Annotated in this window: 17 protein-coding genes; 9 read left to right on the top strand and 8 right to left on the bottom strand. The window is 64.2% G+C overall.

All coding sequences use genetic code 11. The features are described from left to right. The first annotated feature begins 149 nt into the window (after positions 1–149). The 6 genes from rpiB to K7H93_RS15080 all read left to right on the top strand — a co-directional run bounded on the left by rpiB (position 150) and on the right by K7H93_RS15080 (position 3,800). Positions 150–599, top strand: a complete 450-nt coding sequence (rpiB, locus tag K7H93_RS15055; protein WP_230784314.1) for a ribose 5-phosphate isomerase B — start codon at positions 150–152, stop codon at positions 597–599. 4 nt (positions 600–603) lie between these two features. Next, positions 604–1,923, top strand: a complete 1,320-nt coding sequence (gene glyA / locus K7H93_RS15060; protein ID WP_230784315.1) for a serine hydroxymethyltransferase — start codon at positions 604–606, stop codon at positions 1,921–1,923. Between the two features lie 3 nt (positions 1,924–1,926). Continuing rightward, positions 1,927–2,148 carry a hypothetical protein gene (locus K7H93_RS15065; protein ID WP_197637837.1) on the top strand — a complete coding sequence of 74 codons (222 nt, stop codon included), beginning with the start codon at positions 1,927–1,929 and terminating at the stop codon, positions 2,146–2,148. 14 nt (positions 2,149–2,162) lie between these two features. Continuing rightward, on the top strand, positions 2,163–2,888 hold the full coding sequence (locus K7H93_RS15070) for an RNA methyltransferase (RefSeq protein ID WP_338080337.1): 726 nt from the start codon (positions 2,163–2,165) through the stop codon (positions 2,886–2,888). 64 nt (positions 2,889–2,952) lie between these two features. After that, positions 2,953–3,321, top strand: a complete 369-nt coding sequence (locus K7H93_RS15075; RefSeq protein WP_230784317.1) for a hypothetical protein — start codon at positions 2,953–2,955, stop codon at positions 3,319–3,321. A 236-nt stretch (positions 3,322–3,557) separates the two neighbouring features. Further along, positions 3,558–3,800 carry a hypothetical protein gene (locus tag K7H93_RS15080; protein WP_054523115.1) on the top strand — a complete coding sequence of 81 codons (243 nt, stop codon included), beginning with the start codon at positions 3,558–3,560 and terminating at the stop codon, positions 3,798–3,800. A gap of 13 nt (positions 3,801–3,813) precedes the next feature. On the opposite strand, the gene K7H93_RS15085 is transcribed toward K7H93_RS15080, so the two are convergent. Beyond that, a complete protein-coding gene (locus K7H93_RS15085) occupies positions 3,814–4,128 on the bottom strand; it encodes a chorismate mutase (RefSeq protein WP_010237878.1) in 315 nt (104 codons plus the stop codon). 223 nt (positions 4,129–4,351) lie between these two features. On the opposite strand from K7H93_RS15085, the gene rpsD reads away from it, so the two are divergent. Next, complete coding sequence (rpsD, locus tag K7H93_RS15090; protein ID WP_010237875.1) at positions 4,352–4,966, top strand: 30S ribosomal protein S4; 615 nt, start codon at positions 4,352–4,354, stop codon at positions 4,964–4,966. A gap of 136 nt (positions 4,967–5,102) precedes the next feature. Beyond that, the gene (locus K7H93_RS15095; RefSeq protein ID WP_230784318.1) at positions 5,103–7,730 is read left to right on the top strand and encodes a sensor domain-containing phosphodiesterase; all 2,628 of its coding nucleotides are present in this window, start codon (positions 5,103–5,105) and stop codon (positions 7,728–7,730) included. Here the strand turns inward: K7H93_RS15095 and K7H93_RS15100 are convergent. Both K7H93_RS15100 and tgt read right to left on the bottom strand, forming a co-directional pair. Next, on the bottom strand, positions 7,690–8,403 hold the full coding sequence (locus K7H93_RS15100; protein ID WP_230784319.1) for a M50 family metallopeptidase: 714 nt from the start codon (positions 8,401–8,403) through the stop codon (positions 7,690–7,692). The genes K7H93_RS15095 and K7H93_RS15100 overlap by 41 nt on opposite strands. Continuing rightward, positions 8,400–9,530, bottom strand: a complete 1,131-nt coding sequence (gene tgt, locus K7H93_RS15105) for a tRNA guanosine(34) transglycosylase Tgt (protein ID WP_230784320.1) — start codon at positions 9,528–9,530, stop codon at positions 8,400–8,402. Before tgt ends, K7H93_RS15100 begins: the two co-directional genes overlap by 4 nt. A gap of 117 nt (positions 9,531–9,647) precedes the next feature. Here tgt and K7H93_RS15110 point away from each other — a divergent pair, with 117 nt between their 5' ends. Continuing rightward, complete coding sequence (locus K7H93_RS15110) at positions 9,648–10,163, top strand: hypothetical protein (RefSeq protein WP_230784321.1); 516 nt, start codon at positions 9,648–9,650, stop codon at positions 10,161–10,163. A gap of 6 nt (positions 10,164–10,169) precedes the next feature. Here the strand turns inward: K7H93_RS15110 and K7H93_RS15115 are convergent, their stop codons facing one another. The 5 genes from K7H93_RS15115 to K7H93_RS15135 form a co-directional block, all read right to left on the bottom strand. Next, positions 10,170–11,117 (bottom strand): DUF481 domain-containing protein, encoded by a 948-nt coding sequence (locus K7H93_RS15115; RefSeq protein WP_230784322.1) that lies wholly within the window; start codon positions 11,115–11,117, stop codon positions 10,170–10,172. A gap of 18 nt (positions 11,118–11,135) precedes the next feature. Further along, complete coding sequence (locus tag K7H93_RS15120; protein WP_230784323.1) at positions 11,136–11,903, bottom strand: ABC transporter permease; 768 nt, start codon at positions 11,901–11,903, stop codon at positions 11,136–11,138. Beyond that, positions 11,900–12,847, bottom strand: a complete 948-nt coding sequence (locus K7H93_RS15125; protein ID WP_230784324.1) for an ABC transporter ATP-binding protein — start codon at positions 12,845–12,847, stop codon at positions 11,900–11,902. The genes K7H93_RS15120 and K7H93_RS15125 overlap by 4 nt, the downstream gene beginning before the upstream one ends. 122 nt (positions 12,848–12,969) lie before the next feature. After that, positions 12,970–14,019 carry a tRNA preQ1(34) S-adenosylmethionine ribosyltransferase-isomerase QueA gene (gene queA / locus K7H93_RS15130; RefSeq protein ID WP_230784325.1) on the bottom strand — a complete coding sequence of 350 codons (1,050 nt, stop codon included), beginning with the start codon at positions 14,017–14,019 and terminating at the stop codon, positions 12,970–12,972. A gap of 77 nt (positions 14,020–14,096) precedes the next feature. Then, complete coding sequence (locus K7H93_RS15135; protein ID WP_230784326.1) at positions 14,097–14,792, bottom strand: peptidylprolyl isomerase; 696 nt, start codon at positions 14,790–14,792, stop codon at positions 14,097–14,099. Positions 14,793–14,868 lie beyond the last annotated feature (76 nt).

The raw sequence follows: 14,868 nt of genomic DNA on the forward strand, positions 1-14,868 counted from the left end.
TTAATTCGCTCCGCAGGAATGGCGTCGCAACCCGTTCGGATATCCGACGCCTTCCCCTCGCTGCACGCTCGACACCGCGCATAACGAGTGTGGATATGATCGCGCTTCGGCGGGTGGCGTAGCGCGCAGGAAGACACTATGTGCCCCCCATGCGTATCGCGATAGCTTCAGACCATGCCGCGCTCGATATGAAGGCGGCGCTTCACGAATGGCTCGTCGAGAAGGGGCATGAGGTCGCCGACCTTGGCCCGCACACTCCCGACAGCGTCGATTATCCCGACTATGGCTACAAGCTCGCCAGCGTGGTTGCCGATGGCACCGCGATGCGCGGCATTGCCCTGTGCGGCAGCGGTATCGGCATCTCGATGGCGGTGAACCGCAACCCGCAGGTGCGCTGCGCGCTCGTATCCGAACAGCTTTCCGCCCGCCTCGCGCGCGAGCATAACGACGCGAACGTGATCGCGATGGGCGCGCGGCTGATCGGGATCGAACAGGCCAAGGCCTGCATCCAGACCTTCCTCGAAACCGCGTTCGCGGGCGACCGGCACCAGCGCCGTGTCGACAAGCTCTCCAACCCCACCGCTACCGAAGGCGCCTGACACCATGGCCACACAGACCGCCCCCACCAGCGATTCGCGCACCCCCGAAGATCGCTTCTGGCACGACACCCTCGCCGATGCTGATCCCGAGATTCACGCCGCGATTCGCAGCGAGCTGGGCCGCCAGCGCGACAAGATCGAGCTGATCGCGAGCGAGAACATCGCCAGCACTGCGGTGCTGGAAGCCGCGGGCAGCGTGTTCACCAACAAGTATGCCGAAGGCTATCCGGGCAAGCGCTATTACGGTGGCTGCGAATATGCCGACGTGATCGAAACGCTCGCGATCGACCGCGCGAAGCAGCTGTTCGGCTGCGAATTCGCCAACGTGCAGCCCAACTCCGGCAGCCAGATGAATCAGGCCGTGTTCCTCGCTCTGCTGCAGCCGGGCGACACCTTTATGGGGCTCGACCTCAATTCGGGCGGGCACCTGACGCATGGTTCGCCGGTCAATATGAGCGGCAAGTGGTTCAACCCGGTGCCCTACGGCGTGCGCGAAGGCGACGAGCTGATCGACATGGACGCGGTTGCGGCGACCGCTCGCGAGCACAAGCCCAAGCTGATCATCTGCGGCGGGACCGCCTATTCGCGCGTGTGGGACTTCGAGGCGTTCCGCAAGATTGCCGATGAAGTGGGCGCAATCCTGCTGTGCGACATGAGCCATATCTCGGGCCTCGTCGCGGGCGGTGCGCACCCCTCCCCCTTCCCGCATTGCGACATCGTCACCACCACGACCCACAAATCTTTGCGCGGACCGCGCTCGGGCGTGATCCTGTGGAATGACGAGAAGTACTCCAAGCCGCTCAACATGGCGGTCTTCCCCGGTATGCAGGGAGGCCCGCTGATGCACATCGTGGCAGCCAAGGCGGTCGCCTTCCGCGAAGCGCTGCGTCCGGAGTTCAAGGAATACGCGAGCCGCGTGGTCGACAACGCCCGCACGCTCGCCGCCAGCCTCGAGGCGCATGGGCTGCGAATCGTTTCCGGCGGGACGGACAATCACTCGATGCTGGTCGACCTGACTGCCAAGGACGTGACCGGCAAGGACGCCGAGAAGGGCCTCGATCGCGCTTTTCTCACCTGCAACAAGAACGGCATTCCGTTCGACAAGCGCAGCCCCTTCATCACCAGCGGGCTCCGCCTCGGCAGCCCGGCGGGCACCACCCGCGGCTTCGGCACCGACGAGTTCACCAAGATCGGTGAACTGATCGCGCGGGTGGTCGAAGGCCTCGCCAAGAACGGGCCGGAGGGCGATGCCCAGATCGAACAGGCCGTGCGCGCCGAAGTCGGCGAATTGTGCGCGGCCTTCCCCGTCTATCCCGGGAGATAAGACATGGACGAAAAAGAACCCGGCAACGGCCAGGACTGGGTCGAGGACGCCCGCGCCGAACTCAGCGGGATGATGAAGCAGGGGATGGATCATCCCTCCACCAAGCCTGTGCTGACCGGCGCGGCGGTCGGCGTGGTCGGCGCGGCTCTGCTGCCGGTCATCACCTGGCCGGTCGGCCTCGTGGCAGGGGCCGGCTACATGCTCTATCGCCGGATCAAGCGCTGAGCGAGAAACCCGTCATCGTTCTCGTCCGCCCGCAGCTGGGCGAGAATATCGGCAAGGCGGCGCGCGCGATGGCCAATTTCGGTCTTGGCGAGATGCGGCTCGTCACCCCGCGCGATGGCTGGCCCAACCCTTCGGCCGGGCCAGCAGCGGCGGGCGCGGACTTCATTCTCGACAAGGCGCAGGTTTTCGAGACGACCGCCGAGGCCGTGGCCGATTGCGCACATGTGTTCGCAACCACGGTGCGCAAGCGCGGCGTGACAAAGCCGGTGGTGACGCCCGAGCAGGCCGCAGACGCGATCCACGCCGAACCGGGCCGCAGCGCGTTTCTGTTCGGCCCGGAACGTTCGGGGCTGGAGACCGAGGATGTCGCGCTCGCCCGCACGATCCTGACCGTGCCGATCGACCCGGAATTCGGATCGCTCAACCTCGCGCAGGCAGTGATCCTGTGCGCGTACGAATGGTCCAAGCGGAAGGGGCTGGCGCAGCCGACCAAGGAAGATCTGCTGCCACCTGCCCCGCAGGACGAACTCGAAGGGCTGATCGCGCATCTCGAGCGGATGCTGGAGCCCAAGGGCTATTTCCTGCCCGAGTCGCGGGCAGATGCGACCCGGCGCACGCTTCGCGGCGTGCTGACCAAGCCGGGCTGGAACCACCTCGAGGTGCGCACCCTGCGCGGTGTACTGTCTTCGCTGGAAAGGGAGCCTGGGCGGGGTGCCCCCGGGTCTGCGAAGAGAAGCTAAGTACCTGCAAGGCCCGAAGGTATCATTGCCAAACGCGATTTAGACAATTGCGAAAAATACTGATATGAACTTCCTGATCTTACGCAAAAGGCGAGATCAGGAGAATATCATGACTCCCATCGCTAAAATAGTGGCACTCGCAATGCTTGTCGTACCCGTCGCCCTGTCCGCTCAGGACGCGCCCGACGATGCGACCAATGGCTCCCAAGTCGAAGCCAAGAAAGACAAGAAGGTCTGCCGCAGGATCAAGGTGACGGGCACGCGCATGCCCCAACGTGTCTGCATGCTGCAATCGCAATGGGACGCGGCGGCAACGCGGAACGTGGACGACGAAATCATGACCAAGGGCGATAATACGGATATGGGCGCATGGAGCCCGTTTTCCGGAAGGACCTCGAGCGTGATGGGAATGGGCAGCAAACGCCCCGACTAGAAAGGCATCGCCGATCTGGCTTTTTCGCGGGCGGACGCCACAGCCTCGAACTGTTGCAATCGTGAGTTGCAGGGCGGCACCTCTCGGCCAGCGGAGGTTCGGCTTTTCGTTAGACAAACCCTTGCCTGTGACATAGCACATGCAGCGGCTAACAACCGAAAACCTCAGTTATCAGAGAGTTCTATTTTATGTCCTTGATTGCACGGTCCGTCGCTCTGGCGGTCTTGATCGCTCCTGTGTCGCTGATGGCACAATCCGAACGGGATCAGAGCGATAGCAGCACGACCCAGTCGGAAGCGCAGGCCAAGCCGGCCAAGGAAAAGAAGGTTTGCCGCAAGGTCGCGAAGACCGGTTCGCGCATGGGCCGACGCGTCTGCATGACCGAGGCGCAGTGGGCCGCGCTCGAATCCGGCGAAGTCGGTGCCGAGATCCAAATCAAATCTGGCGGTGCGATGACCGGCGGCGCCGGCGGAAACTGACGCGAACGCGGGGCTAGCTGCTCCGCAACCGCTCCCATTCGACCATTTCGTAAGCGATCGACGCTTCGACCAGGGCATCCCAGATGTCGCCCAGTGCGGCTTCGGGGATGCCTTCTCTACGCGCATCTTCGCGCACGTTGTCGATCACCTGCGCCTTGCGCGCCTCGTCGCGCACATGGCCCCGCTCCGGCTTGATCCGCGCGGCCGCTCGCATGTAGCCAAATCTTACCGCGATCAGCCGCATCAGTTCGCGGTCGAGCGTATCTACGCCGAGACGCACTTCGGCCATGGTTTCGCAGTCTTCGGGGGGCTTTACGGTTTCGCTCATCACGATTGCCTCTGCCCTGACCCGGCCATCCTGTCGAGACCTTGACCCACGCACGAATATTGCTATGTGCGCGCTTCGCTTCGCGAGCTTTCCTTAAAAGCCTCACGAGATTGGCCCCGCACCCCGGTGAAGCGGTGGCCGCGACGTGGATTTACTCCCGTCGGTGCGATGCCGGGTTCGATGCTCACCACTGGGGTGGGCCAGCAAATTGAAGGAATGGATTATGTCGAAGCGCAAAAGCGCCAAGTACAAGCTCGATCGCCGGATGGGCGAGAACATCTGGGGTCGCCCGAATTCGCCCGTCAACAAGCGTTCCTACGGTCCCGGCCAGCATGGCCAGCGCCGCAAGGGCAAGATGAGCGACTTCGGTCTGCAGCTGCGCGCCAAGCAGAAGCTGAAGGGCTACTACGGCGACGTCACCGAGAAGCAGTTCAAGCGCACCTATCAGGAAGCCGCGCGTATCAAGGGCGATACCGGTCAGAACCTGATCGGCCTGCTCGAACAGCGTCTGGACATGGTCGTCTACCGCGCCAAGTTCGCGCCGACGATCTTCGCCGCGCGCCAGCTGGTCAACCACGGCCACATCACCGTCAACGGCGGCAAGTGTAACATCCCGAGCCGCCGCGTCGTCGTCGGTGACGTGATCGGCCTGGGTGCCAAGGCTAAGGACATGGCGCTGGTCATCGAAGCGCAGAGCCTGCCCGAGCGTGACATTCCCGACTATGTCGCGCCCGACGGCACCGACAAGGTGACATTCACCCGCGTGCCCAAGCTCGACGAAGTGCCCTACCCGGTTACGATGGAACCGAACCTCATCGTCGAATTCTATTCGCGCTGATCGGTTCGCTAAGCTGACAACAAGAGGCGGCCTCTCGGGGCCGCCTTTTTTGTGCGTGGGATCAAGAGGTTCCGACGACAAGCGAGCGAAAATCGACGCGAACGATTTCCTAATAGTTTCCCGTTATCGCGGTCGGATGGACTTACCCGATCTCGACAAGCACGCGCGCGACGAGGACCGACGCCTTGAAGCGTTGGCGGATCTGGCGGTGCTCGACACGCCGGTGGAGGCCGAATTCGACGAACTGACCGCGCTTGCCGCGTCGACGTTCGGGGTTGAAAGTGCTGCCATCAGCCTGGTCGATCACGATCGGCAGTGGTTCAAATCACGGGTTAACCTGCCTTTTGCGGAAACGCCCCGCGATATCGCGTTCTGCCATCATACCGTCGAACAGCGCGACCTTCTGGTGGTAAACGACGCGGCGCAGGATCCGCGCTTCCGCGACAATCCGCTTGTGACGGCCAAGGGCGGAATTCGCTTCTACGCGGGGGCTCCGCTAATCCTCGACGATGGTTCGTGCATCGGCAGCCTGTGCGTCATCGACCCCGCCCCGCGGCCCGACTTCGACGAGAAGGGTGCCGGTCTGCTCAAGGGGCTCGCCAGCCTCGCTTCGAGCCTGCTCATCGCGCGGCGCGAGCGGCTAACCGGCGAAATTGCAGCTAAGGTCATCAATGCCACCACCGACGCGATCGTCGCTGCGGATCGCGAGGGCAAGATCGTTCTCATGAATGGCGGCGCGGAGGACATGTTCGGCCACCCTGCGGCAGACGTGCTGGGCAAGAGCATCGAGATTCTCATGCCCGAACGCTATCGCCATGGGCACAAGGAACGGCTCGCCCGTGCGAGCGCCTCGGGTCAGATGGGCAAGTTGAGAACTTTCGGCGAACTGCCCGTTCAGACGGCTGACGGGGAGGAACTGCTTACCGATATGTCGCTCGCCCGCTGGGGAGGCCACGACTGCGCCGGCGGCTTCGCAGCCATTTTCCGCGATATCCGCGAGAGAAAAGCGCTGGAGACAGACCGCAACCACACCCGCAATCTGCTCGACGCGATCGTCGCCAACTTGCCCTCGCTGCTGTTCGTGAAGGATCTCTCGACCAAGAAATACGTCCTCGTGAACGACAAGGCATGTGAAATTATCGGTTTGCCGGAGAGTGAAGTCATCGGTCGAAGCGACCGTGAACTGTTCGGCGCCATCGGCGAAGAATTCGAGCAACGCGACCTGAAGGCGGCGCAGACCAAGCGACCGTTCCGCTACGAAAGCACATTTGTCAGCAAGAATGGCCAGTCCTTCGATATCCGGACAAGCCGCATCGTGATGGATGGCCCCGATCGTCCTGGGCAATATGTCCTCGGCGTGGGCGAAGACATGACCGATTTTCGCCGCACCGAAGCCGAGAAAAAGTGGCTCGCGCGCTACGACGAGCTGACTGGACTGCTCAACCGGACAAGCCTTTCGGAACTGCTTGCGGATTGTGTGGGCGAAGGCACGCCGTTCGCGATGCTATGCGTCAACCTGGACCGGTTCAGGGCAGTAAACGAGCAATTCGGCCAGGCGGCAGGCGACGCAGTTTTGCAGGAGATCGGCACCCGGCTACAGATTCTCTGCGGCGCGCAGGCGACGATCGCCCGGGTCGGCGGTGACGAATTCATCATTCTTCTGAAGGGCGACCGGCTGGAAAGCCGGACTATTCAGCTCGCCCAGAAGATCGTTAGCACCGCTGCCGCGCCCATCGTGGCCAACGGGACCTTCTGCCATATCGGCGCGTCGGTGGGCGTGGCCTTCTTCCCCGAAGACGCCAGCTTCCCGCAAGCACTGCGCGACAGGGTCGAACTTGCTCTGGATCGCGCCAAGAAGCAGGGCGGCGGAAGGATATGCCTATTCGATGCGACGCTCGATGCGCAGGTTCGCGATCGCCGGATGCTGGAAAGCGATCTGCGCATCGCGATCGATCGAGACGACATCGTGCTGCATTACCAGCCGGTGATGTCCGTCCGTACCGGGATGGTCAGCAGCGTGGAGGCGCTCGCCCGGTGGGAGCATGAGACCCGCGGACCGATCAGTCCGGAAATCTTCATCGCGCTGGCCGAGGATTGCGGCCTGATCGACAAGCTGGGCGGTAAATTGCTCAACCGGGCGTGCGAAGACATGCTTGCCCTTCCCGAAAAGGTGCGGGTCGCGGTCAATCTATCGCCGCAGCAGTTCAAATCGGGCGACCTGGTTCCGACTGTGCGTGCAGCGCTCAAGCGTACCGGTGTCGATCCGCGGCGGCTCCAGCTAGAGGTTACCGAGCGCCTGGTGATCGAGAACACGCAGGAGACTTTCACCCAGCTAGAGGAATTGCGCAGCCTCGGCATCCAGATATTGATGGACGATTTCGGGGTCGGGCATTCTTCGCTCAGCTATTTTCAGATGTTTCCGTTCGACAAGGTGAAGATCGACAAATCCTTCATCGCCGATATCGAAAGCTCCAAGACGGCGCGCGCCATCGTCGAGGCGGTGATCGGCCTTGGGCGGCAGCTGTCTATGGGAGTCGTGGCCGAAGGGGTCGAGTGCGAGGAGCAGCGAGACCTGCTGAGCGATCTGGGATGTACGCATCTGCAAGGCTATTTCTTCGGCAAACCGGCACCGCTGCAACAGGTCACGCAGCTCGTCGCGCGCAAGGGGGCGCCCGCAGTTGCCGGGGCGTTGCGCAGAAACCCACCGCATGGGGGCCACGCATTCACCTCCGGAATGCGTAGCGCAGGCTCCACCACAGGATAGCGATGTTGATCGCGCTGAGCACGATCGCCCAGAACCAGTAAGACAGGCCGAGCGCGGCGGAGATCGCGCCGGTGTCCGATATCTGCGGCATGCCGCCCAGCATCCCGCCCTGGGTGAACAGGTAGCCCGACTGCGCCCATACGCTGATGACCGCTTGCACGCCGAGCAGCTGGATCGCGAAGCGCTGCTGGTCCGCATTGGCATTGCGTGCGATGGCTAGGATCGCAATCCCGGCGATCGGCAGGACCAGCCAGCCCGTCATGCTGCGGACCCAGATCGCCGTCGTCACCAGCAAGGCCGAACCGAGCACCGCGAGCGCGATGCGCGTGCCCTTCAGCGTGCGAGACGAAGCGATCAGCGCCGCGCCTGCCAGCGCCGGGCCGATCGGCCCGCCCGCCGCGATGATCGCATCCTGCAGCGCGGTGCGATCGGGCGAGACCAGCGACATCGCGACGCCCGATCCGTCCGGATAGATCACCAGCGAATCGAACCGCTCGCCCATCAGGATGGCGGACAGGCCATGGCCCATCTCGTGGAACCACGTGGACAGGATGGTGAAGGGATACAGCAGCAGCGCGCCGAAGGGCGCCTGCCAGATCATCAGCGATCCCAGACCGAGAATAACGAGCAGCGTGATCCGCTGCTGCCGGTCCTGTTCTGCGAGGTAGCTCATCCTGTCCGAAGATAGGTATCGCGAAAGCCGCGCGCAAAGGCGGCGAAGCGATCCTGCGCGATGGCATCGCGCATCGCCTGCATCAACTGCTGGTAAAATCCGATATTATGCTCGGTCAGCAGCATCGCGCCCAGCATCTCGCCCGATTTGATCAGGTGATGCAGATAGGCGCGGCTGTAGGTCGCGCAGGTCGGGCAGGCGCATTTGCTGTCGAGCGGATCGGTATCCTCCGCGAAGCGCGCATTGCGAAGGTTCATCGGGCCATCCCAGGTGAAGGCCTGCCCGTTGCGGCCCGAGCGGGTCGGCAGCACGCAGTCGAACATATCGACCCCGCGCTCCACCGCGCCGACCAGATCGTCCGGCTTGCCCACCCCCATCAGGTAGCGCGGTGCATTATCGGGCAGCTGGCCGGGCGCGAAGTCGAGCGTGGCGAACATCGCCTCCTGCCCTTCCCCGACCGCAAGCCCGCCAATCGCGTAGCCATCGAACCCGATTTCGCTCAGCGCCTCGGCAGAGCGGCGGCGCAGGGTCTCGTCCAGCGCACCCTGCTGGATGCCGAACAGCGCCGCGCGGGCGGCGTGCTCGCCGCCCGCGTCGAAGGCATCGCGGCTGCGCTTTGCCCAGCGCATCGACATCTCCATGCTCGCCTCGATCTCGGCCAGCGGGCGGTCGGCGCGGGGGCATTCGTCGAACGCCATCACGATATCGCTGCCCAGCAGGCGCTGGATCTCCATGCTGCGTTCGGGCGTGAGCATGTGTTTCGAGCCGTCGAGATGGCTTCGGAATTCCACGCCTTCCTCGGTCAGCTTGTTGAGATCGGACAGGCTCATCACCTGATAGCCGCCGCTGTCGGTCAGGATCGGGCGGTCCCAGTTCATGAATTTGTGCAGCCCGCCCAGCCTCGCGACCCGCTCCGCCCCGGGGCGCAGCATGAGGTGGTAGGTATTGCCAAGGATGATGTCGGCGCCCGCTGCGCGGACGCTTTCGGGCTTCATCCCCTTGACCGTGGCGGCCGTGCCGACTGGCATGAAGGCGGGCGTGCGGATCTCTCCGCGCATCATCTGGATCGTGCCGGTGCGGGCCGCACCGCTGCGGACGGAAATATCGAACTGGAAACGGGTGCTCATCGCGATCCTCCGCTAATGCAGCGCGGCGGCGCTGTCGATCCGCCAGCGCATTCACCTTTTGCTCAGTGCCCGCACTGCAACGCAGGCCGACCGACCAGCATGGAACCCTTGCGCCCTATGATCCGCCAGCTCGCCCCCCTCGCCTGCCTGCTCGCCGCGAGCACCACTGCCGCGGCGCAAACCCCCGCGCGCCCGTGCATCTCGCCTGCGGAGAACGAGGCGCTGGTCGCCTATGTCATGCCCGAGCTTGTCGGCGCGCTGGAACAGCGCTGCGCGGGTGCCCTGCCCGCCCAGCCCTTCCTCGGCACGCGCTCGGCTTCGCTCAAGACCAGGCTCGCCCCGCAGGCGGAGCGGGCGTGGCCGCGTGCGCGCAAAATCGCGCAGCGGCTGGCAGGTTCGCGTCTGCCGGTGGACGGGCCTTTCGAAGGCGTCGCCAAGGCTGCGCTCGCACCCGCCGCCGCAACCATGATCGCGCGCGGCTTCGATGGGGAACGATGCCGGATTGCCGACCGCCTGCTGGCCGAACTGGCCCCGCTGCCCCCGGAAAACCTCGCCCGCGTGATGGCCCTGTTCCTCGAGGTGGGCAGCGCCGAGCGCGACGAGGTGCCGTTCCGCGTGTGCCCCGCGAACTAGCTTCGGTCAGAAACCGTAGACCAGCGTGAAGCGGGTCAGCGTATCGGTGCTGCTCTGGTCGGCACGGACATTGCTGTTGTATTCCAGCTGATAGGAAAGGCGCGATCGCAACCGGTCGCTGACCTTGAAATCGATGCCGCTGAGCAGATTGAACGTCGTGTTCGCGCTGTCCACGATCAGCAGCGCCTCGGCCCCGGTTTCGGCCACGGCATTGGCGTCCTGCGTGAAGGTGATACGGTCGGAAAGCTTCCAGTCGAAGTCCATCCCGAACAGCCCGGCAATCCGGTCGACGCTGGTGCCGTCGGTGCGCTGCGTCACGCGATAGGCCGGGCCAGCCTTGATCGAGAGGGTCGCGGAATCGCTATCGAGCAACGTGTAACCGATCCCTCCTGAAACCGCGTAGCGATGGTCGAAGCCCTGGAACTTGTCATGCTCGTACTGTGCGAGGCCGTAGGCGAACAGGTTCTCGCCCATCTCGAAGCGCGGTTCGTAGGCGATCAGATACCGCTCCCGGCTCGTCACCCCGTTGGAGCGCTGGTAGTCCGCGCTCGCGCGCAGCGCATGGGTCCAGTCGATTCCCTCACGCTTCAGGTTCAGCGCGACCGAGAGGCCCGCATCCTCGCTGTTGCCGGTCGACAGGAAGGCACCGACCTGCCCTTCGCCAGACCACAGGTCGAGCAGCCCGGCCTGGCGGATTTCTTCCTTCTTGTGCTGTTCGGCAAGCCGCTTGGCCTCTTCCTGATCGGCCCGCCAGTCGACCGCCAGCGCCTCGATCTCCTCGGCGTGATCGGGCTGGGTCTGTTTGGCCAGATCGAACACGGTTTCCACCTTCGCCTTGTCGCCGGTGGCGATGGCGGCGTCGATCATCGCCTGCACGTCGGGCGGGACTTCGGCGAAGGCTGGCGTTGCAAACAGGCCGCATAGTGCTGCGGCAGCAATCGTTCTGGTCGGCATGGCGAGCCGCTTAACGCGTCAATTGCGCAACCGCCACCCGGTACGGAAGATGTATGCGATGATCGCTGTACAGACCACAAGGAAGGCCAGCGTCAGCGCCAGAGAGACCCAGATGCTGACATCGGCAGAGCCGTAGAATGTCCAGCGCAGCCCGCTGACGAGGTAGACGATCGGGTTGGCCAGCGCGACCGTGTTCCACGGCGCGGGCAGGTCCGCGATCGAATAGAAGGTGCCACCCAGGAACGTGAGCGGGGTCAGGATCAGCATCGGGATGATGCCCAGCTTCTCGAAACTGTCCGCCCAGATGCCCAGGATGAAGCCGAACAGGCTGAAACTGGCCGCCACCAGCAGGATGAACACGAAGGCAAACACCGGATGCGCGATGTCGTAGGGCACGAATATCCGCGCGGTCAGGAGGATGATCGCCGCCAGAATCAGGCTCTTGGTCGCCGCAGCACCGACGAAACCGGCGAGCGTTTCCGCCACGCCGACAGGTGCGCTCAGGAGCTCGTAGATGGTGCCAGTGAAGCGCGGCATGTAGATGCCGAAGCTGGAATTGCTGGTCGTCTCACCCAGCAGCGTCAGCATCAGCAGGCCGGGGATGATGAAGGCCCCGTAATCGACCGAGCCCACGTCGGGCATCCGGTCGCCGATCGCGCTGCCGAAGACGAGGATATAGAGCGAGGTGGTGAGCACCGGTGCAAGCACCGACTGGAACGCCGTGCGCAGGAAGCGCCACAGCTCACGCCGGTAGATCGACCATGCGGAACGCGCGTTGAAGCTCATGCCGCCTGCTCCTCTTCATCGCCCAGCAGGGAGACGAAGATGTCCTCCAGGCTGCTTTCGCGCACATCGATGCCGACATAGTCGATCCCGCTCGCGATCAGCGCCTTGGTGAGATCGGCAACTTCCTCGCGGCCCTTGCCCGTGCCGTCGCCGCCGCGATAGCAGATCGATTGACCGCCCTCCTCCAGCTCGACCGGGAAGGCGGCGATTGCGGGCGGCAATGCGTCGAGCGGCTGTGCGAGCATCACATGCGCCTCGGTCCGGCCGAGCCGGGCCATCATGGCATCCTTCTGGTCCACCATCAGGATCTTGCCGCCGCGGATGATGCCGACCCGGTCGGCCATTTCCTCGGCTTCCTCGATGTAATGCGTGGTCAGGATGACGGTGACACCGCGCGCGCGCATCGCATCGATCTGGTGCCACATGTCCTTACGCAGTTCGACATCGACGCCTGCGGTCGGCTCGTCGAGGAACAGCAGGTCGGGCTCGTGCGCCATCGCCTTGGCGATCAGCACGCGCCGCTTCATCCCGCCCGAAAGCTCCATGATCCGGTTGTTGCGCTTGTCCCACAGGCTCAGCGAGCGCAGGATTTCTTCGATCCGCGCGGGATCGGGTGCGAGACCGAAGAGGCCGCGCGAATATTCGACCGCATGCAGGACCGGCTCGAACATGTCGGTGCTCAGTTCCTGCGGCACCAGCCCAATGCGCGCGCGGGCCTGACGCCAGTCGCTTTTGGTATCCTGCCCGAAGGCGCGGATCGTACCCGATGTCGGGCGCACCAACCCGCACACCGCGCCGATCAGCGTGGTCTTGCCCGCGCCGTTGGGGCCGAGCAGCGCGAAAATCTCGCCGCGATTGATGGTCAGATCGACATTGTCGAGCGCCTTGAACCCTCCGGGAAACACTTTTGTGAGGCCGGCAAGCTCTAGGATCGGTTCAGGCATGCGCGACTATTTGGCGCAAGGCGGAGGTATTACAAGTGAACCGGTCAGCGATTTAACCATCAATTCGCCGATTGCCTGCAATATCGCCCCGCCCGCTCGCGCGATGCCGCCCGGGCGGCGGGTCATCGTGGCGGCAATAGCAGCGAGGAATCCCCGTAGGAATAGAAGCGATATTCGTGCGCGATCGCGTACGCGTAGGCCTCCATCATCCGTTCCCGCCCCATCAGCGCGCTGACCAGCATCATCAGGGTCGACTTGGGCAGGTGGAAATTGGTCATCAGCCCGTCCACTGCGCGAAACTCATATCCCGGCGTGATGAAGATGTCGGTGTCGCCGGCGAATGGCTGGATCGTGTGGTCTTGGTCCGCCGCGCTTTCGAGCAGGCGCAGGCTGGTGGTGCCGACCGCAATCACCCGGCGGCCCTCGGCGCGCGCGGCGTTGAGGCGTGCGGCTGCCTCCGCGGTGATCTCGCCCCACTCCGCGTGCATCTTGTGCTGCGCGGTGTCATCCGCCTTCACCGGCAGGAAGGTGCCCGCGCCGACATGCAGCGTCAGCGTTTCGCGCACGATCCCCGCCGCATCGAGCCGCTCGACCAGTTCGGGCGTGAAATGGAGCGCGGCGGTGGGTGCTGCCACCGCTCCGGCCTTGTCCGCGAAAAGGGTCTGATAATCCTGAGCATCACGCTCGTCCGCCGCGCGGCGTTGCGCGATGTAGGGCGGCAGGGGCATCGCGCCTGCCCGGGCGAGCAGTTCCTCGACCGGCTCCTCGCCCGCGAAGGCCAGCGTCCAGCTGCCATCCTCGGCCCGCGCTTCCGCGGTTACCGAGACGCCATCGGGGAATTGGATCGTGTCGCCTTCGCGCAGCCGTTTGGCATTGCGCACGAAGGCCTGCCAGCGGCGCGCATCGATGCGCTTGTGCAGCGTCGCGCCGATCGCCGCGCCCGATGCGCCTTCGCGGATACGCTCGCCTTCGAGCTGGGCGGGAATCACGCGGGTATCGTTGAACACCAGCATGTCGCCTGCGCGCAGCAGGTCGGGCAGGTCGCGCACCTGCCGGTCGGCAAAGGGCGCAGCGCCGTCCACCACCAGCATCTTCGCCGCGTCTCGCGGGGAGACGGGGCGAAGAGCAATCCTCTCCGGCGGGAGGTCAAAATCGAACAGATCGACTTTCATGAAAGTCGACCCCGATCATCCTGAGCTTGTCGAAGGGCGCGCATGGGGGCTGCCGCTAGCGCGTCGAAGCGACCGGGTCACTCCCCGATCGGGGCGTTCAGTTCGTCCACGCTCATCGTGCGCGCGTCGGTCTTCGCGGGCGCGGCCATCTGCGCAGGGCTCGGCGCGGGGCGATTATCCGATGCGATGGAGGCCTGCACGATCCGGGTCGGATTGCTGGGCGGCTCGCCGCGCACGATCGCGTCGACCGCATCCATCCCGGCGATCACCCGGCCGAAATTGGTGTATTTCTTGTCCAGGCTGAAACGCGGATAGAACACGATGAAGAACTGGCTGTTCGCGCTGTCTTCCGACTGCGCGCGCGCCATGGACACGGTGCCGCGCACGTGCGGCATCGGGTTGAATTCTGCCTTGAGATCGGGGAGCTCCGATCCGCCCTGTCCGGTGCCGGTCGGATCACCGGTCTGCGCCATGAACCCGTCGATCACGCGGTGGAAGATCACCCCGTCGTAAAAGCCTTCACGCGCCAGTGTCTTGACCCGCTCGACATGGTGCGGCGCCCAGTCGGGCATCAGGCGGATCGCGACCCGCTGCCCGTTCGACAGGTCGAGGAACAGGATATTGTCCCGGTCCTCCTGCAGGTTGTAGTCGATCGTCGCATAGTCGGACATCTGCCGCTGGGCCGGCGGCGCATCGGCGTCGATATCCTGTGCGGCGAGCGGAGTGGCGGCCATCGCGGAAAGGACGGCGGCGGAAAAAAGGGTCTTGAGCATGTGTCTCACAAACGAATTGTGGAGGAATGGCGCGGCGATACTAAGCGCGCGCTGTCGGCGCAATGAACGAATGCGG

Origin of the sequence: Citromicrobium bathyomarinum, assembly GCF_021021475.1 — a bacterium.
Taxonomy (GTDB): Bacteria; Pseudomonadota; Alphaproteobacteria; order Sphingomonadales; family Sphingomonadaceae; genus Alteriqipengyuania; species Alteriqipengyuania bathyomarina.

Excerpts from the sequence above, each read along its gene's own strand:
- K7H93_RS15125 (WP_230784324.1), bottom strand. The coding sequence starts at position 12,847 with ATGCCTGAACCGATCCTAGAGCTTGCCGGCCTCACAAAAGTGTTTCCC.
- queA (WP_230784325.1), bottom strand. The coding sequence starts at position 14,019 with ATGAAAGTCGATCTGTTCGATTTTGACCTCCCGCCGGAGAGGATTGCT.
- rpsD (WP_010237875.1), top strand. The coding sequence starts at position 4,352 with ATGTCGAAGCGCAAAAGCGCCAAGTACAAGCTCGATCGCCGGATGGGC.
- glyA (WP_230784315.1), top strand. The coding sequence starts at position 604 with ATGGCCACACAGACCGCCCCCACCAGCGATTCGCGCACCCCCGAAGAT.
- K7H93_RS15115 (WP_230784322.1), bottom strand. The coding sequence starts at position 11,117 with ATGCCGACCAGAACGATTGCTGCCGCAGCACTATGCGGCCTGTTTGCA.
- K7H93_RS15110 (WP_230784321.1), top strand. The coding sequence starts at position 9,648 with ATGATCCGCCAGCTCGCCCCCCTCGCCTGCCTGCTCGCCGCGAGCACC.
- tgt (WP_230784320.1), bottom strand. The coding sequence starts at position 9,530 with ATGAGCACCCGTTTCCAGTTCGATATTTCCGTCCGCAGCGGTGCGGCC.
- K7H93_RS15120 (WP_230784323.1), bottom strand. The coding sequence starts at position 11,903 with ATGAGCTTCAACGCGCGTTCCGCATGGTCGATCTACCGGCGTGAGCTG.
- K7H93_RS15095 (WP_230784318.1), top strand. The coding sequence starts at position 5,103 with ATGGACTTACCCGATCTCGACAAGCACGCGCGCGACGAGGACCGACGC.
- K7H93_RS15100 (WP_230784319.1), bottom strand. The coding sequence starts at position 8,403 with ATGAGCTACCTCGCAGAACAGGACCGGCAGCAGCGGATCACGCTGCTC.
- rpiB (WP_230784314.1), top strand. The coding sequence starts at position 150 with ATGCGTATCGCGATAGCTTCAGACCATGCCGCGCTCGATATGAAGGCG.
- K7H93_RS15075 (WP_230784317.1), top strand. The coding sequence starts at position 2,953 with ATGAACTTCCTGATCTTACGCAAAAGGCGAGATCAGGAGAATATCATG.
- K7H93_RS15135 (WP_230784326.1), bottom strand. The coding sequence starts at position 14,792 with ATGCTCAAGACCCTTTTTTCCGCCGCCGTCCTTTCCGCGATGGCCGCC.
- K7H93_RS15085 (WP_010237878.1), bottom strand. The coding sequence starts at position 4,128 with ATGAGCGAAACCGTAAAGCCCCCCGAAGACTGCGAAACCATGGCCGAA.
- K7H93_RS15065 (WP_197637837.1), top strand. The coding sequence starts at position 1,927 with ATGGACGAAAAAGAACCCGGCAACGGCCAGGACTGGGTCGAGGACGCC.